Raw genomic sequence first — 23,413 nt, forward strand, 5'->3', positions numbered from 1 at the left:
CGGTTCTTTCCTCTCTCATCCCGGGTGTCGGGGTTCACAAAAGAAAAATAGGAATATAGAGCGTGTTCGGGTCCTTCGCTGCGCGAGAGACCCTGTCACCCCAAAAAGGGTGGACTTATTCTGCCGGCACGAACTTCGTGCCGTAGTGGATGGTGCCGCTCTCGCCGTCCGCCGCTATCCGGCGGAAGACACTCTTCACCCGCATCCCGATCTTCGCCTCCTCAGGCGAACAGGCGACCTGGGTGGTGAGCCTCGGCCCCTCGTCGAGCTCGACGACCGCGAGGACGTAGGGGGTGGTATGCTCGAACTGATCGCTTGCCGACCGGATCACCGTGTAGGTGACGATCGTTCCTTCGCCGGTGAACTGGTGATCGACGATCTTGCCACTCCGCCGGCAGTCGGGGCAGAGCGACCGGGGCGGGAAGAAGTGCCGCCCGCAGGTGGTGCACTGCGTCCCGACGAGGTTGTAGCGCTGCGGGATCTTTCTCCAGAACCGTGAAACCGACATGGTTAGGCCCCCAGAATGTGCACGACGACCGTCGCGCCGGTACCGCCGACGTTATGCGCCATACCGATCTCCGCGTCCACCTGCCGACCAGTGGCCTCGCCGCGGAGCTGGCTGACGATCTCGTAGATCTGCTTGATCCCGGTCGCACCGACCGGGTGGCCGCAGGCCTTCAGGCCGCCGCTCGTGTTCACCGGGATATCCCCGTTGAGGGCTGTCGCCCCGTCCGCGGTGAGCCTTCCCGCTTCGCCCTTCTTGCAGAACCCGAGGTCCTCGATTGCGCAGATCTCCGCGATCGTGAAGCAGTCGTGGACCTCCACCATATCGATATCCTTGTGGGTCAGCCCCGCCTGCGCAAACGCCCGCCTGCCTGCGGCGACCGAAGCGTCCAGGGTCGAGATGTCCCGCCGGTCGTGGAGCGAGATGGTGTCGCTCGCCTGGGCACTTGCAAGCACCCGCACCGGCGAGTCGGTGAACTCACGGGCGCGGTCGAGCGGCACCACCACGACCGCCGCCGCACCGTCGGTGATCGGCGAGCAGTCGAAGAGCCGCAGGGGGTCGGCGACCAGAGAGGAGTTCAACACCGTGTCGACCGTGATACGGTTCTGGAACTGTGCGATCGGGTTCCTTGCGCCGTTCTCGTGGTTCTTGACCGCGACCTGTGCAAGCTGCTCGCGTGTGAGGGGGTAGCGGTGCATGTAGTCGTTTGCAATCATCGCGTAGAGCCCGGGGAAGGTCGCCCCGGCGAACCCTTCCCACTCGCGGTCCGCGGCGCTCGCGAGCATGTCCACGCTCGCCCCGGTCCCGACGTCGGTCATCTTCTCGACGCCCGCCGCGACCACGACATCCTCCATGCCGCTCGCGACCGCGATGACTGCCTGGCGGAAGGCAAGCCCGCCGGAGGCGCAGGCCGCCTCCACACGGGTCGAGGGGACGTGGTTGGTCGCAAGACCGGCGTAGTCCGCAATCAGGGCGCCGATGTGCTCCTGCTCGACGAACCGGCCGGCACTCATATTCCCGACGTAGAGAGCGTCGATCTTCTCGCCGGTGACACCGGCATCCTCGAGCGCCAGCGCCCCCGCCTTCACGAAGAGGTCGCGGAACGAGGTTCCCCAGCGCTCCCCGAACTCCGTGCACCCGACTCCGATTACTGCTACGTCTCTCATTTCTGCATCACGATCTTTCCTTTGTGTTTGGCATACAGTGCATAGTCGAGGTAGGTCGGATTTGCGAGGAGTTTCTCCACGCTCGGCGCCGCCGCCCGGTCGAACCCTGCGGACTCGATAGCGTCGGTCACCGTGATGTCGAAGGCGTCGCTCCCGGCCCCGGACCCGAACGAGGTGACGAAGATCCGGTCGCCCGGTTTTGCCGTATCGAGCGTAGCCGCAAGCCCGATCATCGACGCACCCGAGTAGGTGTTCCCGAGCCGCGGGACGACGAGGCCGGGCCGGATCTGCTCATCCGTGAACCCGAGCATCTTCGCCACCCGCTGCGGGAACTTCGCGTTGGGCTGGTGGAAGACGGCGTAATCGTAGTCTTTCGGGCTTGTCTTCATCGCATCGAGCATCAGCCGCGCCGCACCCTGGACATGCTTGAAGTAGCCGGGATCGCCGGTGAACCGCCCGCCGTGACGAGGGTAGTTCTGCCCTTCGCGCCGCCAGAAGTCGGGCGTGTCGGTGGTGAACGAACAGGTGTGGTTGATCTCGGCGATGACATCCTCATTGCCGATGACGAACGCAGCCCCGCCGGCCGCCGCCGTGTACTCAAGCGCATCGCCGGGAGCGCCCTGCGCCACGTCCGCACCGATGGCGATCCCGAGCGGGATCATCCCGCTCTTGACCATGCCCATGCAGGTCTGGATACCTGCCGTTCCCGCCTTGCACGCGAACTCGTAGTCGGCGGCGGTCATGTTCGGGGTCGCCCCGATCGCCTCGCCGACCGTACAGGCCGTGGGCTTGACCGCGTAGGGGTGCGACTCGCTCCCCACGTAGATGGCGCCGATGGCGTCGGTGTCGACGGCTCTCCGCCGGAGGGCGGCGCGTGCCGCCTCAACGGCGATCGTTGCGGTATCCTCATCGAGATCGGGGACGGACTTCTCAAAGACTCCGAGCCCTCTCATGACGTCGTTTGCATTGCCGCCCCAGACCCGCGCGATCTCCGGGACTTTGATCCGGTATCGCGGGATGTAGACGCCGTACGAATAAATGCCTACCATAACTTTCCTCGCAGTGAACTGATGATCGTCTCGATATCCACCTCGGTGCAGAGTACCGTGATCCGGTCGCGCTCCGCGAGACCCGGGATCAACGGATGCACCTCGTCCGGGCTGATCCCCTGCAGCACCACACAGCGCGGTTTAAAGGGCGTGACCCGGATTGCCACCATGGGAGACTTCCCGGTCGAGACCTCGGTGAAGATGAGGGCACGCTCCGTGCTCCAGCCGTAGATGCGGTTGAACTCGCTCGAAGAGAGCTGAAGGATCGCATTGAGGCTGTTCACCACCGTGTAGCCGTAAACCGTCTGGTCCATCGAACCGCAGAGCGTCGTGGCGCCGATGACTTCGGCGAAGTCGGAGAGGGCCACGGGAGACGCGTACTCGTGGATGTCGTAGATGACGTCTTCGTCGAACTCACTGTACAGAATTTTTGCAAATTTGTTGATGTAACGACCGCCGTTGTCCTCGTCGATCGAGAGGATCGTGTCGACGATCTTGCCGACGATGGCGGTCCCCGGACTCTTTCGCCGTCCGCTTTCGTAGTCACTGATAACTGAGGGAGAGACCTCAAGACGCTCGGCAAGCAATCCCTGGGGGATGTTGAAACTCTGCCGCCACTTCTTCAAGGCCTGACCCGGTGAGTCCGAGAGTGTGATCTCTCCTGCCATCTTCTCGGCAAGCTGATGCCGCACCCCGGATTTCATAGAGCTAATGTCAGCATCCCCGACTTAAATAATTAGCGTATCCCACTTCGTGAAATGTCGAAGTCAGGTGGGTGCGGGATCGTTGCGCAACTCGTATATAGTATGCATCTCAATTCTGATACAATGGTTGAAGCGGAAGATCTGCAGTCCTTGAAGACGATTGCCCTGCTCGGCGGGTGTCGGGGCCCGATATGGCTCTCGTCGCAGTCGCTCGGAAACGAACTGGGTATCAGCCCCCAGACCGCCTCACGACGGCTGATCGCGCTTGAGCGGCAGCAGTTCGTCGTCCGAACGATGAAGCCCGACGGCCAGTACGTCGCCGTCACCCGCGAGGGCGAGCAGGCGCTGAAGCGGGAGTACGCGGATTACGTCCGGATCTTCAACCCGGATCAGAGGCGGTACACCCTGACCGGAACCGTGATCAGCGGGCTGGGGGAGGGCCGCTACTACATGAGCATCCCGCATTACAAGGAGCAGTTCGGCGGTTGTCTCGGGTTCGAACCCTTCCCCGGAACCCTGAACATCCGGCTCGATGCGGCGAGCATCGTGGTCCGTAACCAGCTCGATCACGCCGGATGGATCGAGATCCCCGGGTTTACTGCCGATGAGCGGACGTTCGGCGGCGCCAGGGTGATCCCCTGCCGGATCAGGGGGCAGAGATGCGCGATCGTCGAGCCCTCCCGCACCCACTACCCGGAAGATACCATCGAGGTCATCGCCGGGTGCGAACTCCGCAAAGCCCTGAACCTGAACGATAACGATACGATTGAGGTGGAGATTACCCATGATTGATGCAGCCATACAGGCCCTCGCGAGGGGCGAATTTGTCCTGTTATACGACTTTGACAACCGCGAGCGCGAGACGGATTTCGCGATCCGGTCGGACGCCGTCACGCCCGCCCACATCCGGCAGATGCGCAAAGACGGCGGCGGGCTGATCTGCACGGCGGTCCACCCCGTGGCTGCGAAGAGGCTCGGCCTCCCGTTTGCGCACGAAGTCCTGCGGGCCTGCAGCCTCGTCGAGAGGGACGGGGAGGTTCCGTACGACCCGAAGAATCACTCCTCGTTCTCCCTCTGGGTGAACCACCGCGAGACCTATACCGGGGTGACGGACCGTGACCGGGCGCTGACGGTCACCGCCATCGCGGACGAGGTGAGAAAGTCGCTCAACGGCGGCGGGCACGACTTTGCGGCGCACTTCCGGACGCCGGGGCACATGGCGCTTCTCCGGGCCGCCGACCGGCTCCTCGACGAGCGGCGGGGGCAGACCGAGCTCTCGATCGCGCTTGCCGGCATGGCCGATATCACCCCGGCGGTCACGATCTGCGAGATGCTGGACGACGAGACGGGGTTCGCCCTCTCGAAGGAGGGTGCGATGGAGTATGCGAGGAAGCACGGGCTCGTCTTTGTCGAGGGGAAGGACGTTCTGGACCGGTGGGAGTCCCTGAAGCAGCAGGAGTAATATTCACCTTTTTTCGAGCCTGCACCATCTGCCGCTTGAAAAGTATTCCCCGGGACATTTTAGCACATTGCCCCGAATGTGCCCGGGCTCTCCGGTTATGTTGCAGAACGGCATGGCGCGTGTGTTTTCAAAAAAAATATATACGATTATACGGCATCATAATCGGATGAAAAGAGATGCTGTGGCATATTTGAATACGAGAAAGAAGGGGGATTTCGCAGCACAAAAGGAGGAAGTAGAGGATTTTTGCAAATACCGGTTTCAGATTGTTGAAATCTTCCACGACCACCGGGCAAACGCAACCCCCCCGGAGAAGCGGAAGGGCTTTGCGGCGATGCTGGAGTATTGCAGCGCCAATAATTGTCCCGAGATCATCATCTACGACCTTGCGGGCCTCGCGAGGGATCCGGACGCCGGGCTTGCCGCGCTCAAGACCTTAAACGAGCAGTACACCGTCTACTGCGTGAACAACGATTTCTTCGGGTTTCGAGACGAACCGGAACAGAGAAGAGCGGCGATCGGTAACTTCATCGAGTACATGGAGCAGTACCGCGAGAGTGCCCGGAAAACCGCCCCGGCCGTCTCGAAGAAGACGAAGAAAGATAACGGGCGCCCCATCGGGAGGCCGAGGGCGCTCAACGAGGGGCAGGTCGAGGCTCTCCTCACGGTGCGGCAGGCCGGGACGAGCATCAGCCAGATCTGTCGGATGTTCGACGTCAGCAGGAGCACGGTCAGCAAGATCCTCGCTGACTACCCCGAACTGAAGGGGGAGTGGAAGGGCGCCCGGCAGGAGCCGGAGGAGTGACGCGGCACCGTCTGTTCACATCCCATCTTCGCCTTTCCAAACGTTCGTCTCTCCTCAGTCTCTTTCCGTGAGCCTATGCTGCTGCCCTGTCACGTCTCTTTACATCAGGCCGGTTTGGGAGTATCTGCCCTTACGAGCGAAGCGTCACATTGCCGGGACCGTGTCCGCAAAAAAAAGAGTTTCGGAGGTAGAGTCTCTACAGCTGCACCTGAGTGAGAGCGTCGTAGACGATCTTACGGTAGAGATCCGGCTGCGTCCCGTACTCCTCCTGGGCCTTCTTCGAGTCGTCGGTGGTGCCGAACGCGTCGAGCCGGTCCAGGGTCTCGCGGGCGGTATCGAGCACCCAGAGGTCGCGGGTCTCGCGGTCCACGACCGCGATCGACTCCACGCGGACCGAGACCAGGCAGTTCCCTTCCGGAGTCGTGTAGAGGTTCGGTTTCCCGACGACGGCGACGAACGCGGGCGGCTCGATCCGGGCAAGCTGCTGCATCGCCTCGGGCTGGTAGGAGCCCGCCATGATGAAGAAGGTGCCCGTCGGGTCGACCACTCTTCCCCGGTAGAAGATGTTCTGGTCGCCCTGCCGCTGCTTCTCCGTGAGCGTCCCGACGACGAAGATCCGGTTGCTCCGGATCCCGCTCGGGAGGATGACGTAGGTCGGGCTCTTCTCGTCGTCGCCGTCCTTGAACTGGTAGCGGGTCTCGCGGAGCTCGGATGCGAAGACCCTCCGTGCCGGTTCGCGCTCGAACGTGCTCTGGGGTTTCATGCAGGCTCACCCCCGGCGCGGTTCAGGAGTGCAGCCAGTTCCGCGGGCTCAAACGCGATCGGGGTGCAGGAGTTGACGAGCAGCCTGCCGCCGAATTCGCTCCCGCTGCAGGTGTAGTAGCGCCCGAGCACCGTATTCCGCATCCGGTAGAAGATCTCGTCCATGCCGAGCGGGTTCGTCTCGGCGATAGAAACGGCCTCTTCAAGGGTGATCCCGGTGAGGGCCTCGACGACCTCGCGCTGCATCAGAACGTTTTTAGCGCGTATCCCGTCGTCCAGGACCGCTTTTATGCGGAGGTCGTAGCGGAACTCGGGCTGGATCTCGTGCACCGGGCAGTAGTTCTGCCGGGAGAGCGTCCGGTTGCAGCCCTCGACCGGGCAGCGCTTGATCAGGCCCGAGCCCGGGGCGATGTGGACGAGAGCCCCCCGGATCTCGGTCTCGGTTCGCCCGACCTCGATATCGCCCTCGTCGGCGATGTACATCGCGGTGTTCAGGGCGAGGGAGAGCCTCCCGTTGTACTCGTCGACGGTGGCGTAGAAGATGTTATAGACGGTATCAAGGTCTAACTTATCCTTTCCCTCTTCCTTCCAGATGACGAACTTGATGGTGCCGGTCTCGTCACCGAGGAGCCCCGTCTGGAGCATCCGGTCGTGCGAGGCGTCCCAGTCCTGGATGAACTTGGCCCGCACGCTCCCGACACCGGGTTTCAACTCGGTGATCGGCGTGATCGAGGGGAGGAGCGGGGTATCTTCCTCCACCCGGGAGATCGTGGTGCCCGAGTGGATCTTCAGGTTCGGCGCGCCCTTGTACTCGTCGACGACCGCGGACTCGAGCCGGTACCAGTGGCCGTACTCCATCGCGGGGGCGTTCGCCCGGGCCCAGGTCACAAAACGGATGGCGCCGCTCGAGTCGGCGATGATCCCGGTCTGTGCGATCGAGGGTGAGACGGGCGGGGTCAGGGCAACGATCTTCCCCTCGATCGTGACCCACTCGCCGGGGACGATCTCGTGTATCGGGCGGAGCTCAGTGGAGGAGCTTCCGATACCGGTGACGTTGTACTCGCGGGCGAGATCACCTGTCACCGTTCGTTCGGCCTCGTCGACGTTGACGCCGAACTCCTCGACGAGACGGCGGAGGCGTGATTCGATCTTCTGCTGATCGGGCTGTGCGCCTTTTGCTTCAAGTTTCCGGGAGATTCTCTCTGTTACCTCTGATAGGTTCATACTTACATCTCCAGTCTGTACTTCACTCTTGAGGGTATTAAGACTCGGCCCGCGATGTGAAAGTAATCGGGAAGCACGCGCCAGGGCGCCTCCTGATGCAGCCGTTCCGGGAAAGGGGGCGTTCAGAGCAATACCCCTTGTATCCGGATACCGTCCTTCCCCCTTGCCGTTCGGGAAGACGGGGTTTGCGGGCACTGTGGGGTTGTCGGCACCTGTGGGCAGGTCGCAGGAGGCCGAGCCGGACACTTGAATGTATAAATAGGGGCAAGGACAACATCAGCTGCATGGCATTGACTGCGAACAGTACAATCGCGGAACTCCTTCGGGAGAAGCCCGAATCGGCACAGGTACTCTTCCGGTTCGGCATGGGTTGCCTTGGCTGCGCCATCGCAAACAACGAGACGATCCGGGAAGCCGCCCAGGCGCACGGCATCCCCCTCGAAGAGATGCTCTCCGCTCTCGGCGTCGCCGAAGCGTAACCGATTATAATCGTTCCCGGAGACGCTTGAGTTCGGCGAGAGCGGCCTCCGGGTTTCTTTTCATGTAATCTGCGATCTGTGGGACGTGCAGGAGCGTACAGTCGGCGCACCCCCAGATCCTGCCGCCGTTCGAACTATCGACCCATTCGCCGAGTTCTTCATCCGCACAGGGGTAGCAGGGGCAGTAGCAGTAGTCGCACCGCTGTCCCGGAAAGTGGCAGGGGTAGTAGGGGCAGTTCTCCATCTGCCACTCCACCCAGTGCTCCCCGCCGTAGCGGCTGTAGATGAAGAACGACGGCTCGCTCCGTTGGATCTTCCCCTGCTGCCGCGCGAGGGCCTCCGGGAGCCCGCGGAGAACCGCCGCGTGAACCCTGCTGCCGACCCCGGTCAGGGTTCCGGCGTAGGTGTATACACGGGGAGCATCGCGCTCGCAGGCGACGACGACCGCGTCCGTCGTGGTTCCCGGGAAGTCGTAGCCGAGGTCGTGGAGCGCCTGGGCCTTCGCCCCCGTCACGGTGACGATCGTCTCAAGGAGCGCCGAATCAACCATCCCCTCCCGGCTGTGGATGATGATGTTGATGGTGTGCGGGGCGGTAGGGGGCGCCGTCGGGTTGGTCACCCCGGCGGTGATGAAGACCGTGACGAAGTCGTACTGGAGCACGCAGAGGTGATGCATCCGAACAGCGGTCATGAGGCCGAAGTAGTCCCGGAAGACGCCGTGCCGGGCGGCGAGAAGTTCCAGGTGGCGCCCCGGCTCGTCCTCGAAGTCGTGCGGCACCGTGTGGTTCAGGATCGTCGTGACGTCGGCGATACCGCCGTGAACCCCGGTGCTCGCCGCCCTGAATCGGCCGCGAAGAAAAAGAGTGTCGTCCCTGACGAAATATCTCATACGACGGAGTAATGGACCCGGTCTTTCAGTTCCTGCTGCTTGCCCGCGTTCCAGCCCGCAACGTCCTGGAGGTAACCGGTGACCCTGCTGATCTGGACGACGTCGTGGCTCCCGCACTCGGGACAGACGGCCTTGCCGCAGAGCGGGCAGTACTCGATGCTCTCGACGATGGAGTGGTGGCAGTCGCAGTGGTCGAGCGGACACATGATCTCAAGCGACGTCTCGCCGCAGTGAGGGCAGGGGTTCTCGTCCACGACGAAGTGGCAGGTGTGGCACTTGTACCGCCGCTCTCCCGCAGGGATTTCATCGAGGCTCTGGTATTTCTCTGCCAGTTTACGTTGTTCGGGACTCCAGTTCATGATACCAGTATCTGCGGGAGAATATATATCACTTTAGATGCGGGATAGGCCGCATCCGCCTCAGATCACTCATAGGGTTCGTCATCTCCCCTGACGGGGATCGGAACGGAGAACTCATCACCGGCGGATGCGGGAGAAGCGTTCGGCTTCGGCGCCCGGGTTCTCCGCCTCGTAGATGCTCCTTCCCACGATGACCCCGTCGACCAGCCGGGCCACCGTGTCGAGGTCGCCGCCCTGCGCCCCCACGCCCGGCGAGTAGATCGCCTTGCTGCCGACGATCTCCCGGAGCCGGGATATCCGGTCCGGGCGGGTTGCCGGGGCGATGATGCCGTCGGCCCGGCAGGAGACGGCGAGCTCCGCGAGGTGTTCGGCCACGCCGCCGTGGAAGAACTCGGTCGCCCCGGGATGGCTCATCTCGGCGACGATGTAGGCCGCTCCGCTGTGGCTGTGCGCCACCTCGACGCAGGTCCTTGCGGCATCGGCTCCCACGAACCCGTGGGCGATCACGGCGTCGAACCCGGCGGCAAAGACCGCTTCGCAGATGAGGCGGTTGGTGTTCGGGATGTCCGCGACCTTGAAGTCGGCGATGAGCGGGAGGGCGAGATCGGCGAGATCTTCGACGATAGAGAGACCGGCCGCGAGGACGAGCGGGTAGCCGACCTTGATCGCGTCGATATAGGGCGCACACGACTCCGCGATGCTCACCGCCCGTTCCCGGTCGAGGACGTCGAGGGAGAGGATGAGTTCGGTCATCGTTCCAGCCTCTCCAGGGTTGCCGCGACGAGGAGCGGCAGGTTGATCGTCGCATCGCCGTAGACCGTCGCGGCGGTGGCCTCCCCGGTGAGTTTGCCCCACGACCGGGCCTCGTCGAGCGTCGCCCCCGAGAGGCCGCCGAGGTCCGGCCGGTCGCCGGTGAGCTGCACCGCGTAGTCGAACCCGCTTTCGGTCATCAGTTTACTCTGCAGGATGTAGTTCTTCGGGACACCGCCGCCGACGAGGATCGTGCCGGCCCGCTCGGCCTCGAAGCACCGGTCGAGCAGCCCGGACATGTCGGCAAACGCGCTGACCGTGACCTTGTGTGTCTGGGAGAAGAGCCAGTACTGCAGCCCGATCATCGAGTCCTGGATGGCCGGGCAGTAGACCGGCACCCCGACCTTTGCCGCCGCGGAGAGGATCCCGGTATCGAGCCTGCTTCCTATCCGGCCGAGGAGATCGGAGATCGAGACCGTCGAGCCTTCCGGGATGGAGGAGTAGACGTCCTGCAGGAACTCCTCGAACCGGATGAACGCCTCGTTCGGGAGGAAGATGTCGTAGATCCGGTTGACCCCCTCCTCGCAGAGTTCGGTATCGGAGACTTGAGCGGTCCCGTGGTAGTGGTGGCACCCGATCGCCTCGATGACGTCGTGGGTGAGGTTCGCCCCCGTCGAGACGAGCACGTCGATATGTCCTCTCTCGATAAGGTCGGCGACGATGCCTCCCATGCCGCCGGGCACCATGGCGCCCGAGAGGCCGAAGAACTTCAGTGCTTTCTCGTCGCGAAGCATCCGTTCATAGATGTTGACCGCCTGCCACAGCGATCCCCCGTTGTAGGCTCCGGCTTTCCCGAGTTCGTCGACGAGTTCGCCGACCGTCATCCCGGGGTGCACCCGTGCCTGCTGAACCGCTTCCCCGTACTTGAAGGTCATGATACTGTTACACCAGTTTCCGTACGAGGTTATTGGCATTCATGCAAGATAATGGATCGTCTTTTCCCGGGGTCGCCGGGAAGTGTCCGTCGACTGAAAACTATGTTCTGCTAAAAATAGCAATGTCGCGGGGGCCCGGTGACCGGGTCCCCGCTGCCAGACAGGGGATGACTGGTTATTCGACACGGGATGATCCCACTTGTCCCACCGTGTCGGGGTCCGGTATGTCCGGACCATCTCTCGAGAGAGCGGACTTTCGGGCCGGAAACGGAAAGGTGTCCAGAGGGTTACCTTCGTCTTCGTTCCGTGCATACTCGGCCGCGAACTCGTATAGCCTGCCGCAGAACTCCGCCCGTCAGGGGTGGCACCGATGCGGGCGGACCGGTCCGGGCGGACCGGTCCGGGCAGGCATACTTTCGCCGCAGATAGTCGGCACGGGATCACCAGGGACTAGTTAACTCCCAAACGTTATATATCTTTTTTTGTAAACTTCATTCGATTGACGCGATGGACGACGGATCTCACTCCCGGCCGGATTGAAGCACGATCTCTTCCCACACCGGGACGCCGCGAACCAGCGGCCGCGCGAGGTGCCGGCGGGCGGTGGGGGGCACCTCGTACCACCCGGGCTCGATCTGCCGCTCGATTCGCTCGGTCTCGGCATCAAGGCTGCGCTCGCCGCAGACCCTGCACTTGTAGCCTTTGCCGGTTCCGGCGCTCGTCATCCGTTTTTTGCAGGCGGGACAGACCGGCGGGCGGATCCGGGCTGCGTCGGCGAGACGGGCGACGCCGAGTTTCTCGAGGTTGAGGCTCCCCCCCTTGTAACTCCCGGCCGCGGCCACCACGTCGCCCGGGACGAGCGCTCTCACGACGCCCCGGAACCCCTTGGTCGGTTCGTAGGCCATACAGCGGAGGTCGACGCCGCAGTCCTCGAGGAGAAACGAGACGTGGCCGCCGGGCCCGGTGGCCGCGATCTGTGCGACCGTGCCCCGCACCAGGTACGACCGTCCCTCCCGGAGCGTTGCGATCGAGCCCGGGATCAGGTGAGCATCGGTTCCCTGGTTGGTGGCGTAGACCTGCTCGCAGGCGGGCTCCTCCGAGCGCACATATGCACGCGCCTCCTTCACCCATGCCGGGCTCTCCCCCCGGATGCCGAAGAGGACGGGGTCGGGGGTATGGGGCACCCCGACCACCACGCCGTTCTCCCGGTCGACTGTGTCCCAGGTATGGGGGTAGGTCTCCTCCTCGGCGCGAAAGAGGCTCGCCGCATCCACCTGCCGCGGCGTTCCCCATGCCGGGCGCTTCCGGTAGGCGAGGAGCTCGTAGGTCAGGTCAAGAAAATCGCTTGCTATTGCCGCCGTTGCGCCGATGAGCCCGCGCCGGTTCTTGTAACCCCGGTAGAGCGCCCCTGCCGCTTCGAGCACCGCGACGGCCTCGTCAACGGTGCAGTAGTCCCGGAGCGCCGCGTAGTAGAACTCCGGCGGCGGCCGGACGCTCGCCACCACCACGCCGGGGTTGGTCTTTTCGTCGTCGAACTCCGCGAGTTCTTCGACGCACGCGGTGGCGAGTGCGAAGGCCGTCTCCGGATCGCCGGCCGCCTCGATGGCGATTGCCGCATTCCCCCGGGTCTTGTGGATGACGTTCGGGTTCAGCCTGACCAGGCGGGCACCGACGATGCGCAGCCCCTTCCGCGCGAGCCGTTGCACCAGGACCGCGCCGAGGTAGGTGGTACACATCCCGGCAGGCGAGTCCGTATCGTCGATCCCGATCCACATAACCCTCTAGTTTATATCGTCTCCGACTATATCGATTCTTACGGGTTATGTCGCAGGATCGCCTCCCCCAGATGGTCATCAGCATCATGCTCCTTGCAAACTTCGATGTCTCGGAGCGATGCAACATCCGTCCGCGGAGTTTCGACCTTATCGCGAAGAGAGGCGATAACCTCGTCATCATCAAAGTCGCCTCGCATATCGACAGCGTGAGCGCCGATATCGCCTGGGATCTCAACCTGATTGCCCGGCACCTGGAGGCCACCCCCCTCATCGTCGGGGAGCGGGCACGCGATACGGATCTCGAACGCGGCGTCGTCTACATCCGCTACGGGCTCTTTGCCCTCAGCCCCGAGACCCTCTACGACTACTTTGTGGAAGGGCTCTCGCCGATGGTCTACGCCTCCCCCGGCGGCCTCTACGTGAAGATCAAAGGCGACCTCCTCCGCGAGGTGCGGGAGCGCTCCCGGATGTCGCTTGGAGACCTCGCGTCGCACCTCGGGGTCTCCCGGCGGACGATCAGCAAGTACGAGGGCGGGATGGGCACCACGCTCGACGTCGCCATCAGGCTCGAGGAACTCTTCAACGCCCCGCTCGTCGAGACGATCGAGCTCCTCGGTTACCGCACCCCCGAGCCCGAGAAGCCCGCCGAATCCACGCCCGGCGACGTTCTTGTCGACCTCGAACGCATGGGGATGGAGATCCACGCGATGCGGCAGGCTCCGTTCCAGGCGCTGGCGCTCTTTGATGAGCACACGATCCTGACGGCCTACGGCACGTCCCAGAAGGTCGTGAAGCGCGCTTCCCTGATCGGCAACATCTCGCAGATCACGAAGACGTTTGCAATGTGCGTCGTCACGGATTACAAAAAGCAGAAAAAGATCGGCAAAACGCTTCTTATCGGAGAAGAACATCTCCACACCCTCGAAGACGGCTCGGAACTCATAGATATGATAAATGAGTGAATAAATTTATATAGAACCACAAACCTACCTTTCTATCGCTTAACAACGGTGATACCTATGTCAAGTCTTGGAGGACAACCAATCCTGATTCTGAAAGAGGGTAGCCAGCGTACCCGCGGTCGTGACGCACAGTCGGGCAACATCGCAGCCGCAAAGGCCGTGGCAAGCGCCGTACGGACAACGCTCGGACCCAAGGGCATGGACAAGATGCTCGTCGATACCATCGGCGACGTCGTCATCACGAACGACGGTGTGACCATCTTGAAAGAGATGGATATCGAGCACCCCGCCGCGAAGATGATGGTCGAGATCGCCAAGACCCAGGACGACGAGGTCGGCGACGGCACCACGACCGCCGTGGTGATCGCAGGCGAGCTCCTGAAGCGGGCCGAGGACCTCCTCGACCAGGACGTGCACCCCACGGTCATCGCTCACGGCTACCGGATGGCCGCTGACAGGGCGCAGACCATCCTCGACGAGATCGCCGTCGACGTCAAGCCCGACGACATGGCGATGCTCAGGAAGATTGCCGACACCGCCATGACCGGCAAGGGCGCCGAGGCCGCAAAGGAGAAGCTCACCGAGCTCGTCGTCAGGGCAATCACGATGGTCGCCGATGCCGACGGAACCGTCGACACCGAGTTCGTGAAGGTCGAGAAGAAGGTCGGCGGGTCCATCGAGGAGTCCGAGATCGTCGAGGGCATGATCATCGACAAGGAGCGTGTGCACCCCGCCATGCCCCGCGCCGTCAAGGACGCGAAGATCCTGCTCCTGAACGCTGCCGTCGAGTTCAAGAAGACCGAGGTCGACGCCGAGATCAGCATAACGAGCCCCGACCAGCTCCAGATGTTCCTCGATGAAGAGGAGCGGATGATCAAGGGTATCGTCGACAAGGTCGTTGCGAGCGGCGCAAACGTCCTCTTCTGCCAGAAGGGCATCGACGACATCGCCCAGCACTACCTCGCCAAGGCCGGCATCTTCGCCGTCCGCCGTGTCAAGAAGAGCGACATGGAGAAACTCGCACGCGCTACCGGTGCGGCAGTCGTCAGCTCCATCGACGCCATCGCCCCCGAAGAACTCGGCAAGGCGGGCAGCGTCGAGGAGAAGAAGGTCTCCGGCGAAGAGATGATCTTCGTCACCGGGTGCGAGAACCCGAAGGCCGTCTCGATCATCATCCGTGGCGGCACCGAGCACGTCGTCGCCGAACTCGACCGCGCCATCGAGGATGCTCTCCGGGTCGTCAGCGTTGCCGTCGAGGACAGGAAGTTCGTCGCCGGCGGCGGTGCGCCCGAGATCGAGCTCTCGCTCCGGCTCCGCGAGTACGCCGCAACCGTCGGCGGACGCGCCCAGCTCGCTATCGAAGCGTTTGCAAACGCCCTCGAGATCATCCCGAGGACGCTTGCCGAGAACGCGGGCCTCGACCCGATCGACATGCTCGTTGCGCTGCGCGCATCCCACGAGAAGGGCGGCGCGAGCGGGAAGTACATGGGACTTGACGTCTTCAACGCCGCCTCCGGCGATATGCTCAAGGGCGGTGTCGTCGAGCCCCTCCGGGTGAAGACCCAGGCCATCGCAAGCGCTGCCGAAGCCGCCGTCATGATCCTCCGGATCGACGACGTCATTGCCTCATCCAAGTCCGGCGGTCCCTCTCCTGAGGAGATGGCTGCCATGGGCGGCGGCATGGGTGGCGGCATGGGCGGCATGGGCATGCCCCCGATGTAAGATCACCGTACCGTCCTGCGATACGTCCGGGGCCGCTATCCGGCTCCGTCATCTCTTTTTCGCGCCGGTTCTCCACCGTCAGGGGTGGATTCGCAGTTGTTCGGCCGACCGTCACGCGGCACCCCCGAATGGACGGTTATAGAGTGGGCATGTACTGTTCTCTCCGGTGCCCAACGGCAAAATAATCTTCCCAAACATCCTGTTTTGCGTCAAAATCGTTTATGATAAATAGTTGCAGATATACCTCTCCGTAAGAGAGTGATCCTGCCCCGCAGGTATCGCATGAGGAGCGGAGTGCGTATGTAATGAAGGCGAAGAGTCCCGTCCGGCCGTCGCTTCCGCTCATGGCCTACCTTCTGCTTGCGATTCTCCTCGCGACGGTTCCTGCCGTCTGCCTGCTCTCCGTCGTCGACTCGGCGGCGGTCAGGCAGGAACTGGAGGCGAATGCCGAAGCGTCCCGGAACCAGACCGAGTCCGCCATCGTCCTTGCGGTGAACCTGGTGAATGCCGGGTTGAAACTCTTTGATAAGACGTTGGACCACGAGATGGAGGAGGCGTTCATCCCGGTTCTGGCCGAGTACGAGCGGGCGGGAAGGGATCCGGAAGAGATGGATCTCGACCGGGTCAGGGAGCGCCTCGGGGACGGGATGGACGTCTATATCATCAACGAATCCGGCGTCATCGAGTACACATCCTATCCTCCGGATCTTGGACTTGATTTCAGGCAAATCCCCGACTTCTACGACCGGGTAACGGAGATCCGTCTCGGGGATTCGTTTGCTGCCGACAGGGCCGTCTACGGGATCGCGTCCGGGGAACTCCGGAAGTACGCCTACATGCCTTCTCCGGATCACCGCTACCTCTTCGAACTCGGTCTTGCGGGATCCGAGTTTCAGGAGTACCGCACGGCGCTGAAGTACCGGGAGGCCGTCCGGAATCTTGTGGACAAAAACCCGGACGTTGTCGAGATCCGGATCTTCGACAGCCTGGGGGAGATGATCGTCGGCGAGGCGCATCCCGACGACGACCGGCGGCTGGAGATGGTCAGCAGGGCTTACCGGGAGAAGGCCGTGGTTGAGGCGGAGAATGCCACTGCAGGTGAACTGGTGCGCTACGTCTTCGTCGATATGGCGGACGCCGATTACGCATCGGACATGAGCCTGGTCGTCGAACTGACCTATACCACGCAGAGGGCGGAGGCCGAACTCGCCGGAATCTTCAACCGGCATGCGAGCGTCCTGCTCATCGCGTTCTTCTGTATCGGCTCTCTCTCAGCCCTCGCCGCGCACCATCTGACGCGGCCGATACGCATCCTCGTCGAGGACGTCGATGCCGTCGCCCGCGGCGATCTGGAGCGTCCCATACGAGTGAGCGGAGGCGAGGAGTTCATGCATCTCGCAGAGAGCGTACGGCGTGTGGTCGGATCTCTGAAGGGGACCATCCAGATGATCCGGGAGTCGGAGGAGGCGATCGTCCGGCACAGCCGTCTCCTCGAAGAACAGGTTCGGGAACGGACGGCCGCCCTCGAGGCGTCGAACCGTGCGGCGACCCTCTATCTGGACATCATGGGGCACGACATCAACAACGCGAACAACGTCGCAAACCTCTATGCCGACCTGCTCCAGGCCGAACTCGAGGGAGGACCCGAGGCCGAGCTGCTCGGGAAAGCGAGAAAGGGGCTTACGAAGAGCATCGAGATCGTCCACGACGTCAACACCATCCAGCAGGTTCAGGGAGGCGTGCCGTCGCTTCGCCCGATCGATCTCGATGCCGTTATCAGGGCCGAGATCGAGCGCTCTCCCGCCCCGATAACCTATGCCGGCACCACGGCCTCCGTCCTCGCCGACGACCTCCTCTCCGAGATCTTCGCGAACCTCATCGGCAACGCGGTGAAGCACGGCGGGCCGTCAGTCGAGATCGCCGTCCGGGTCGCGGAGCGCGGGGAGGAGGTTGAGGTCTCGGTCGAGGATACCGGGCCGGGCATCCCGGACGCGGTAAAGGCGCGGCTCTTCGAACGGCTGGTCCGGGGAACCCACAGCACGGCGGGGACGGGGCTCGGGCTCTACATCTGCCGGATGCTCACCGAACGCTACGGCGGGAAGATCCGGGCGGCCGACCGGATGGCGGGCCGGCCGGAGGAGGGCGCAGCCATCCGGTTCACCCTCCGGAAGGCCGGAGAGGAGGGCGGTTCATGACGGCGGCCGGGGGGAGGAGTCCGCGCCGGTTCGGCACGCACCTGATGCTCGTCATGATCCTGATCACGCTCCCGGTGATCGGGCTGATCTCGGCCCTGGACTACCGGCAGGTCGCGGAGAGCCTGATCGCTGAGGAGGATCGGTTCCGGGAGCAGACGGAGCGGGGCGTCATTCAGTCGATATGCCTGGTGGACGCGGGTCTGACCCTCTTCGACTGCACGCTTGATGGGCAGATGGAGGAGGCATTCATCCCGGTTCTGGCCGAATACAGGCGGGCGGGAGGGGATCCGGGAGAGATGGATCTCGCCCGTGTTAAAGCGCAGCTCGGGGATGAGGTGGACGTCTATATCATCAACGAATCCGGCGTCATCGAGTATACGACTTATCCGCCCGATGCCGGTCTCGATTTCAAGTCCATTCCTTACTTCTACGACCGGATAACGGAGATCCGGCTCGGCGACACGTTCACGGCCGACCGGGTCGTGGCGGAGCCGGCGAGCGGGCGGTTGCGGAAGTACGCCTACATGCCCTCTCCGGATCGCCGCTACCTCTTCGAGCTCGGACTCGTCTGCAGTCCCGTCGGGATGGACCGGTTCGAGCCGAAATACCAGGCGATCCGGGAAGACCTGATGCGGTTGAACCCCGCGCTCGAAGAGATCCGGATCTTTGACTGTTACGGGAGATCCGTCAACGCGACCGATTCGGAGAGCCCGGTCGATCCCACCGTCGTCGATATCGTTGCCCGGGGGGTCTATGAGGAGAAACAGGACCGGACAATAGCCGATCCGGGAGCAGGGCGGATCGTCCGGTACCTCTTCGTCGACCTCTCCGCTGCCGGATCCCCCTCGGACGCGAGTCGGGTCGTCGCGTTAACCTACACTACCGCCCTGCTCGATGCCCGGCTCAGGGGGATCTGCCTCGCCCACGTTCTCCTCGCGCTCTTCGCAGGCCTTGCCGCCTGCTGCATCGCGGTCCCGGTCTCGCGGCAGGTAACCCGCCCGGTACAGGAGATCGTCGACGACGTCAACACCATTGCCCAGGGCGATCTCGATCACCGGATCCGGGTATCCGCGGGAACGGAGTTCACCCGTCTTGAAGAGAGCATCAGTGCCATGGTCGACTCGCTCAAAGAGAATATCCGGCGCCTCCGCGCTTCGGAGGAGACGGCACGGGATTACAGCACCCGGCTTGAGGAGCGGGTCCGGGAGCGGACGGCCGACCTCGAGGAGTCGAACCGTGCGGCAACCCTCTTCCTGGACATCATGGTCCACGATATCAACAACGCAAACACCGTCGCCATCGGATATACCCGGTTCCTCGTCGACGTGCTCGAGGGAGAACGGCGGGAGATGGCCGAGAAGATGCTCTCCCGGCTCGAACGGAGTTCCGCGATCATCGGATCCGTCGCCACCCACCGGGAGGCCCTGGAGAGCGAGAACGCGCTGAAACGGGTGGATCTCGACCGGGTGATCCGCGCGGAGATAGCGAACCACCCCACGTCCCGGATCCGGTATGAGGGGCGCTCGATTGGCGTCCTCGCCGACGACCTCCTCTCCGAGGTCTTCGCGAACCTCATCGGCAACGCGGTGAAGTTCGGGGATCCGGCGGCCGAGATCGCCGTCATGGTCGAAGACCGCGGGGAGGAGGTGCTGGTCTCGGTCGAGGACACCGGGCCGGGCATCCCCGATGAGAAGAAGCAACGCCTCTTCACCCGTTTCGGCGGCGGGGACAGCGCAATGAGCGGCCTGGGTCTCGGCCTCTACATCTGCCGGATGCTCATCGAACACTACGGCGGGAAGATCCGGGCGGACGACCGGGTGGAGGACCGGCCGGAGGAGGGGGCGGCCATCCGCTTTTCGCTCAGAAAGGCGCCGGGAGAGTAGCGCCGGCTCGCCTCCTCATCTCCTCCGTCGGGAAGTCCTGCCCCGATCGCGAAAGGTTTAGTGGAGGGGATGCCCACTGGTTATCATTCTGGTGTGATCCCGATCAGTTGAGACCCATGAAGAGCGACCGCATACCCGACCCGGAAGACTGGCCGTTTGTCTATCTCCTTATCGCAACCATCCTCCTCATCGTCATCACCACCATCGGCCTCCTCGCGGTCCACGACTACATACTGGCGGAAGAGAGGATGGCCTCGGATCTTGAGACCCTGCAGGACGTCACCGAGAAGAGCGTCAGAGAATCGATCGTGGATGTGGATACCGGCCTCAAACTCTTCGACGACTCCCTCAACGAGAGGATGCGGGACGGGTTTTCGCTCTTCCTCCGGGAGTACGAACGTGCGGAGGGGGATCCGTCGAGGATGGATCTCTCTGCTCTTAAAGAACGGCTCGGGGGCAGGATAGACCTGTACGTCATCAACGAGAGCGGCGTCATCGAGTACACGACCTATTCCCCCGATCAGGGCCTCGATTTCAGGAATGTCCCGGGTTTTTATGATGAGATCACCCGGATGCGTCTTGAGGGCGAGTTCTCTCCCGATCGCGTGGTCTACGAGCCTGCAACCGGGCAGGTCCGAAAGTACGCCTATATGCCCACCCCGGATCACCGGTATCTCCTCGAGATCGGTCTCGTCCCGGATGCGTTTGTGATCGAGCGGAACCGGTTGCGCTCACAGGAGAGCATGCAGGAGTTCGTTGCCATGAACCCGTACCTCGATTCGATCCGCGTCTACGATATCTTCGGCAACCCCGTCGGGATGGCCGACGGCCCCACCGATGCCCGAACGCGGGAGTTCGTCACCGGGACGGTCATTCCCGGCCGAACCGATCACGAGGTGCAGGATGCAGAGCGCGGAAAGCGGATCCGGTACCTCTTCATCGACCTCAAAGACCCCGATTATCCGTCCGATCCAAGCGTCGTCGTCGAGCTGACGTACGACACGGGGCTCGTGCAGAACCAGCTCGATCGGATGCTCGTCGAGCGCGCTGCCGCTGCATCTCTTGCCATCGCCCTCTGCAGCGCGGTCATCTTTCTTGCGGCCCGTCGTCTCACGCGTCCCATCGAGGAGATCATCGACGACGTCGATATCATCGCGCAGGGGGATCTCGACCACACCGTCCGGGTCTCGGCGACCCGGGAGGTCGTGCGGCTCGAGCGGAGCATCAACACGATGGTCGCGAGCCTTAAATCGGGCATACAGAATCTCCGGAAGTCGGAAGAGACGATACGGGAGTACAGCGAGCACCTGGAGGAACAGGTCGAGGCGCGCACGGCGGAGTTGAAGAAGTCGACGGAGAAGGCAAATCTCTACCTGGATATCATGACGCACGATATCAGGAACGCCACGAATACCGCGAGCCTGTATGCGGATCTCCTCATGGATGAACTCGAGGGGGAGCAGCGGAGTTACACCGGGAAACTGCGGAAGAGTCTCAGAAAGAACATCGAGATCATCCGGAACGTCAACACCATCCGGCAGATCCAGGAGGAGGCCGTCGTCCTCCGGCCGGTCGCTCTCGACCCCGTCATCCGGGCGGAGATCGAGCATTACCCGGACGTCTCGATCACCTATGCCGGCACCACGGCTACCGTCCTCGCCGACGACCTCCTCCCGGAGGTGTTTACAAATCTCATCGGCAACGCGGAGAAGTTTACCGGCCCGGGAGGGCAGATCGCCATCCGGGTCGAGGAGCGCGGGAAGGAGGTTGAGGTCTCGGTCGAGGACGACGGCCCGGGGATCCCCGATGAGAAGAAGCCATACCTCTTTACCCGTTTCAGCGGCGGAGACGGTGAGAAGGGCGGCCGTGGCCTCGGGCTCTACATCTGCCGGATGCTTATTGAGCGCTACGGCGGGAAGATATGGGCGGACGACCGGGTGGCGGGCCGGCCGGAGGAGGGCGCAGCCATCCGGCTCATCCTCCGGAAGGCTGCCTGATCCTACCCGACGATCTCCTGCACCCGCCCGACCTGGCCGTCCCGGAGCCGGACCTTGATCCCGTGGGGGTGAAACGACGAGTTCGTCAGGATCTCGGCGACGACGCCTCGGGTGCGCTTGCCGGTCTTCTGGTCGCGCTTGAGCACGACATCCACCGTCATCCCGGGTTTGATGGCGGCCCTGTTCTGTCCGTTCATGACAAAAGGTTGTGGGGGGTCACTCTTCCCCGCCGTTCTCTTCCGCTCCGTCCCCGTTCTGCCCCGGGACGATAGTCTTCATCTGCGGGAAGAGGAGCACTTCCTTGATCGAGTCCTTGCCGGTGAGGAGCATCACCAGCCGGTCGATCCCGATGCCGACGCCGCCCGTCGGGGGCATCCCGTAGCCGAGCGCGTTGATGAAGTCGTAGTCGATCATCTGCGCTTCGAGATCGCCCCTCCGGCGTTTCGCGTCCTGCAGTTCGAGCCGGGCCTTCTGGTCGAGGGGATCGTTCAACTCCGAGAAGCCGTTCGCCATCTCCATCCCGGCGATGAAGAGTTCGAACCGCTCCGTCATCCCTTCCTTCGAGCGGTGCTTCTTTGCAAGCGGCGAGTTCTCGATTGGGAAGTCGTAGATGAACGTCGGCTGGATGAGGTGCTTCTCGCCGAAGTGCTCGAAGAAGAGGACCAGGTACTCGCCCCGGGTCACGGCGCTCTCGCAGCCCTCGACGCAGTGGGTAAGACCGAACGCGCGGAGTTCTTCGAGGCTCATGGCCCCGACATCAATCCCGGCGTACTCGCGGACCGCCTCCTCCATCGTGAGGCGGCGCCAGGGCCGGGAGAAGTCCAGGTCGTGCCCGGCAAACGAGCAGGTGGTCGTCCCGAGCACCTTCTCCGCAAGGAACGAGAAGATCTCCTCGGTGAGGTCCATCATGTCGTTGTAGTCGCGGTAGGCCTCGTAGATCTCCACCATCGAGAACTCCGGGTTGTGGTTGGTGTCGATGTCCTCGTTCCGGAAGTTCTTCGCGAGTTCAAAGACTTTATCGAACCCGCCGACGACGAGGCGCTTGAGGTAGAGTTCCGGCGCGATCCGGAGGTAGAGTTTCTGGTCGAGGGCGTTGTGGTGGGTCGTGAACGGCCGGGCGTTCGCACCACCGTAGATCGGCTGCAGGGTGGGCGTCTCGAACTCCAGGTAGTCCCGCTCGAAGAGGAACTGCCGGATGAGCGATAGGATCCTGCTCCGCGTCCGGAAGGTCTCGCGGCTCTCCTCGTTCATGATCAGGTCGAGGTAGCGCTGCCGGTAACGGGTCTCGACGTTCTTGAGCCCGTGGAACTTTTCGGGAAGCGGGCAGACCGATTTTGTGAGGAGTTCGAACCGGTCGACCCAGACGGTGATCTCGCCCATCTTCGTCCGGAAAACGTGGCCGACGACGCCGATGATATCCCCGGCGTCGATGTACTGGCGGAAGAGGTCGAACTGCTCTTCGCCGAGATCGTTCTTTCGCAGATAGACCTGGATCCTGCCGGTCGAGTCGCCGATATCGGCGAAGATCGTCTTGCCGTGCTGGCGGACGACGTAGACGCGGCCGGCGGTGCTGACCTCCTCCTCGCTCTTATCGTGCTCGATTGCGGAGAACCGCTCCTTGATCTCCAGAACGGTATCCCTGCGGTCGAAGGTATAGGGGTAGACCGTCACCCCGCGTTCGCGCAGTTCCTGTATCTTGTCGATCTTTGCCGTGTCAAAACAGGTGTGATCTATATCGCTCATTGTACAAATCGCTCCATTCGTCCTGCAGCCCGGAACCCGGCCGGAAT

Annotated in this window: 22 protein-coding genes; 9 read left to right on the plus strand and 13 right to left on the minus strand. The window is 62.9% G+C overall.

Features of this window, described 5'->3' with window-relative positions; all coding sequences use genetic code 11:
* Positions 1-115: 115 nt before the first annotated feature.
* From L21_RS04120 to L21_RS04135, 4 genes are read right to left on the minus strand one after another with little or no spacing between them, the layout of a single operon-like run.
* Positions 116-508, minus strand: coding sequence for a Zn-ribbon domain-containing OB-fold protein (locus L21_RS04120; RefSeq protein ID WP_074369230.1), 393 nt, complete (start codon positions 506-508; stop codon positions 116-118).
* A 2-nt stretch (positions 509-510) separates the two neighbouring features.
* Positions 511-1,671: an acetyl-CoA acetyltransferase gene (locus L21_RS04125; protein WP_074369231.1), complete on the minus strand. Its 1,161-nt coding sequence runs from the start codon at positions 1,669-1,671 to the stop codon at positions 511-513.
* Positions 1,668-2,720, minus strand: coding sequence for a hydroxymethylglutaryl-CoA synthase (locus L21_RS04130; protein WP_074369232.1), 1,053 nt, complete (start codon positions 2,718-2,720; stop codon positions 1,668-1,670). The genes L21_RS04125 and L21_RS04130 overlap by 4 nt, the downstream gene beginning before the upstream one ends.
* The gene (locus L21_RS04135; RefSeq protein WP_074369233.1) at positions 2,714-3,424 is read right to left on the minus strand and encodes a helix-turn-helix domain-containing protein; all 711 of its coding nucleotides are present in this window, start codon (positions 3,422-3,424) and stop codon (positions 2,714-2,716) included. The genes L21_RS04130 and L21_RS04135 overlap by 7 nt, the downstream gene beginning before the upstream one ends.
* A 123-nt stretch (positions 3,425-3,547) precedes the next feature.
* Between L21_RS04135 and L21_RS04140 the strand changes: the two genes are divergently transcribed.
* From L21_RS04140 to L21_RS04150, 3 genes are all read left to right on the plus strand, one after another.
* Positions 3,548-4,216, plus strand: a complete 669-nt coding sequence (locus L21_RS04140) for a DUF120 domain-containing protein (RefSeq protein ID WP_074369234.1) — start codon at positions 3,548-3,550, stop codon at positions 4,214-4,216.
* A complete protein-coding gene (ribB, locus tag L21_RS04145) occupies positions 4,209-4,886 on the plus strand; it encodes a 3,4-dihydroxy-2-butanone-4-phosphate synthase (protein ID WP_074369235.1) in 678 nt (225 codons plus the stop codon). Before L21_RS04140 ends, ribB begins: the two co-directional genes overlap by 8 nt.
* Positions 4,887-5,067: 181 nt before the next feature.
* A complete protein-coding gene (locus L21_RS04150; protein WP_256712263.1) occupies positions 5,068-5,691 on the plus strand; it encodes a recombinase family protein in 624 nt (207 codons plus the stop codon).
* A gap of 196 nt (positions 5,692-5,887) precedes the next feature.
* Here the strand turns inward: L21_RS04150 and L21_RS04155 are convergent, their stop codons facing one another.
* Positions 5,888-6,454 (minus strand): RPA family protein, encoded by a 567-nt coding sequence (locus tag L21_RS04155; RefSeq protein ID WP_074369237.1) that lies wholly within the window; start codon positions 6,452-6,454, stop codon positions 5,888-5,890.
* Positions 6,451-7,677, minus strand: a complete 1,227-nt coding sequence (locus L21_RS04160; protein WP_074369238.1) for a nucleotide-binding protein — start codon at positions 7,675-7,677, stop codon at positions 6,451-6,453. The genes L21_RS04155 and L21_RS04160 overlap by 4 nt, the downstream gene beginning before the upstream one ends.
* A gap of 284 nt (positions 7,678-7,961) precedes the next feature.
* On the opposite strand from L21_RS04160, the gene L21_RS04165 reads away from it, so the two are divergent.
* A complete protein-coding gene (locus L21_RS04165) occupies positions 7,962-8,156 on the plus strand; it encodes a DUF1858 domain-containing protein (protein WP_074369239.1) in 195 nt (64 codons plus the stop codon).
* 4 nt (positions 8,157-8,160) lie between these two features.
* Here the strand turns inward: L21_RS04165 and L21_RS04170 are convergent, their stop codons facing one another.
* The 5 genes from L21_RS04170 to L21_RS04190 all read right to left on the minus strand — a co-directional run bounded on the left by L21_RS04170 (position 8,161) and on the right by L21_RS04190 (position 12,864).
* The gene (locus tag L21_RS04170) at positions 8,161-9,045 is read right to left on the minus strand and encodes an adenosylcobinamide amidohydrolase (RefSeq protein ID WP_074369240.1); all 885 of its coding nucleotides are present in this window, start codon (positions 9,043-9,045) and stop codon (positions 8,161-8,163) included.
* A complete protein-coding gene (gene nrdD, locus L21_RS04175) occupies positions 9,042-9,404 on the minus strand; it encodes an anaerobic ribonucleoside-triphosphate reductase (protein WP_074369241.1) in 363 nt (120 codons plus the stop codon). The genes L21_RS04170 and nrdD overlap by 4 nt, the downstream gene beginning before the upstream one ends.
* Positions 9,405-9,521: 117 nt before the next feature.
* Positions 9,522-10,157, minus strand: a complete 636-nt coding sequence (pyrF, locus tag L21_RS04180; RefSeq protein WP_074369242.1) for an orotidine-5'-phosphate decarboxylase — start codon at positions 10,155-10,157, stop codon at positions 9,522-9,524.
* Positions 10,154-11,089, minus strand: coding sequence for a deoxyhypusine synthase (locus tag L21_RS04185; RefSeq protein ID WP_074369257.1), 936 nt, complete (start codon positions 11,087-11,089; stop codon positions 10,154-10,156). The genes pyrF and L21_RS04185 overlap by 4 nt, the downstream gene beginning before the upstream one ends.
* 521 nt (positions 11,090-11,610) lie before the next feature.
* Entirely contained in the window at positions 11,611-12,864 is a 1,254-nt protein-coding gene (locus L21_RS04190; protein ID WP_074369243.1) for a tRNA(Ile)(2)-agmatinylcytidine synthase, read from the minus strand.
* 47 nt (positions 12,865-12,911) lie between these two features.
* On the opposite strand from L21_RS04190, the gene L21_RS04195 reads away from it, so the two are divergent.
* From L21_RS04195 to L21_RS04215, 5 genes are all read left to right on the plus strand, one after another.
* Positions 12,912-13,826: a transcriptional regulator gene (locus L21_RS04195; protein ID WP_074369244.1), complete on the plus strand. Its 915-nt coding sequence runs from the start codon at positions 12,912-12,914 to the stop codon at positions 13,824-13,826.
* Between the two features lie 57 nt (positions 13,827-13,883).
* Positions 13,884-15,548, plus strand: a complete 1,665-nt coding sequence (thsA, locus tag L21_RS04200; RefSeq protein ID WP_074369245.1) for a thermosome subunit alpha — start codon at positions 13,884-13,886, stop codon at positions 15,546-15,548.
* A 305-nt stretch (positions 15,549-15,853) separates the two neighbouring features.
* Complete coding sequence (locus L21_RS04205) at positions 15,854-17,743, plus strand: sensor histidine kinase (protein WP_074369246.1); 1,890 nt, start codon at positions 15,854-15,856, stop codon at positions 17,741-17,743.
* Positions 17,740-19,626 carry a sensor histidine kinase gene (locus L21_RS04210; RefSeq protein ID WP_074369247.1) on the plus strand — a complete coding sequence of 629 codons (1,887 nt, stop codon included), beginning with the start codon at positions 17,740-17,742 and terminating at the stop codon, positions 19,624-19,626. Before L21_RS04205 ends, L21_RS04210 begins: the two co-directional genes overlap by 4 nt.
* 116 nt (positions 19,627-19,742) lie before the next feature.
* Complete coding sequence (locus L21_RS04215) at positions 19,743-21,623, plus strand: HAMP domain-containing sensor histidine kinase (protein WP_074369248.1); 1,881 nt, start codon at positions 19,743-19,745, stop codon at positions 21,621-21,623.
* 2 nt (positions 21,624-21,625) lie between these two features.
* On the opposite strand, the gene L21_RS04220 is transcribed toward L21_RS04215, so the two are convergent.
* Positions 21,626-21,820, minus strand: a complete 195-nt coding sequence (locus L21_RS04220) for a YwbE family protein (protein ID WP_074369249.1) — start codon at positions 21,818-21,820, stop codon at positions 21,626-21,628.
* Positions 21,821-21,839: 19 nt separating this feature from the next.
* Positions 21,840-23,366 (minus strand): lysine--tRNA ligase, encoded by a 1,527-nt coding sequence (lysS, locus tag L21_RS04225; RefSeq protein WP_074369250.1) that lies wholly within the window; start codon positions 23,364-23,366, stop codon positions 21,840-21,842.
* Positions 23,367-23,413: the final 47 nt, after the last annotated feature.

The sequence above is a fragment of the Methanoculleus chikugoensis genome (assembly GCF_900095385.1).
Lineage (GTDB): Archaea > Halobacteriota > Methanomicrobia > Methanomicrobiales > Methanoculleaceae > Methanoculleus > Methanoculleus chikugoensis_A.

Bases quoted from the DNA above. Each gene is read 5' to 3' on its own strand.
- L21_RS04120 (WP_074369230.1), bottom strand. From the start codon at position 508: ATGTCGGTTTCACGGTTCTGGAGAAAGATCCCGCAGCGCTACAACCTC.
- L21_RS04125 (WP_074369231.1), bottom strand. From the start codon at position 1,671: ATGAGAGACGTAGCAGTAATCGGAGTCGGGTGCACGGAGTTCGGGGAG.
- L21_RS04130 (WP_074369232.1), bottom strand. From the start codon at position 2,720: ATGGTAGGCATTTATTCGTACGGCGTCTACATCCCGCGATACCGGATC.
- L21_RS04135 (WP_074369233.1), bottom strand. From the start codon at position 3,424: ATGAAATCCGGGGTGCGGCATCAGCTTGCCGAGAAGATGGCAGGAGAG.
- L21_RS04140 (WP_074369234.1), top strand. From the start codon at position 3,548: ATGGTTGAAGCGGAAGATCTGCAGTCCTTGAAGACGATTGCCCTGCTC.
- ribB (WP_074369235.1), top strand. From the start codon at position 4,209: ATGATTGATGCAGCCATACAGGCCCTCGCGAGGGGCGAATTTGTCCTG.
- L21_RS04155 (WP_074369237.1), bottom strand. From the start codon at position 6,454: ATGAAACCCCAGAGCACGTTCGAGCGCGAACCGGCACGGAGGGTCTTC.
- L21_RS04160 (WP_074369238.1), bottom strand. From the start codon at position 7,677: ATGAACCTATCAGAGGTAACAGAGAGAATCTCCCGGAAACTTGAAGCA.
- L21_RS04165 (WP_074369239.1), top strand. From the start codon at position 7,962: ATGGCATTGACTGCGAACAGTACAATCGCGGAACTCCTTCGGGAGAAG.
- L21_RS04170 (WP_074369240.1), bottom strand. From the start codon at position 9,045: ATGAGATATTTCGTCAGGGACGACACTCTTTTTCTTCGCGGCCGATTC.
- nrdD (WP_074369241.1), bottom strand. From the start codon at position 9,404: ATGAACTGGAGTCCCGAACAACGTAAACTGGCAGAGAAATACCAGAGC.
- pyrF (WP_074369242.1), bottom strand. From the start codon at position 10,157: ATGACCGAACTCATCCTCTCCCTCGACGTCCTCGACCGGGAACGGGCG.
- L21_RS04185 (WP_074369257.1), bottom strand. From the start codon at position 11,089: ATGACCTTCAAGTACGGGGAAGCGGTTCAGCAGGCACGGGTGCACCCC.
- L21_RS04190 (WP_074369243.1), bottom strand. From the start codon at position 12,864: ATGTGGATCGGGATCGACGATACGGACTCGCCTGCCGGGATGTGTACC.
- L21_RS04195 (WP_074369244.1), top strand. From the start codon at position 12,912: ATGTCGCAGGATCGCCTCCCCCAGATGGTCATCAGCATCATGCTCCTT.
- thsA (WP_074369245.1), top strand. From the start codon at position 13,884: ATGTCAAGTCTTGGAGGACAACCAATCCTGATTCTGAAAGAGGGTAGC.
- L21_RS04205 (WP_074369246.1), top strand. From the start codon at position 15,854: ATGAAGGCGAAGAGTCCCGTCCGGCCGTCGCTTCCGCTCATGGCCTAC.
- L21_RS04210 (WP_074369247.1), top strand. From the start codon at position 17,740: ATGACGGCGGCCGGGGGGAGGAGTCCGCGCCGGTTCGGCACGCACCTG.
- L21_RS04215 (WP_074369248.1), top strand. From the start codon at position 19,743: ATGAAGAGCGACCGCATACCCGACCCGGAAGACTGGCCGTTTGTCTAT.
- L21_RS04220 (WP_074369249.1), bottom strand. From the start codon at position 21,820: ATGAACGGACAGAACAGGGCCGCCATCAAACCCGGGATGACGGTGGAT.
- lysS (WP_074369250.1), bottom strand. From the start codon at position 23,366: ATGAGCGATATAGATCACACCTGTTTTGACACGGCAAAGATCGACAAG.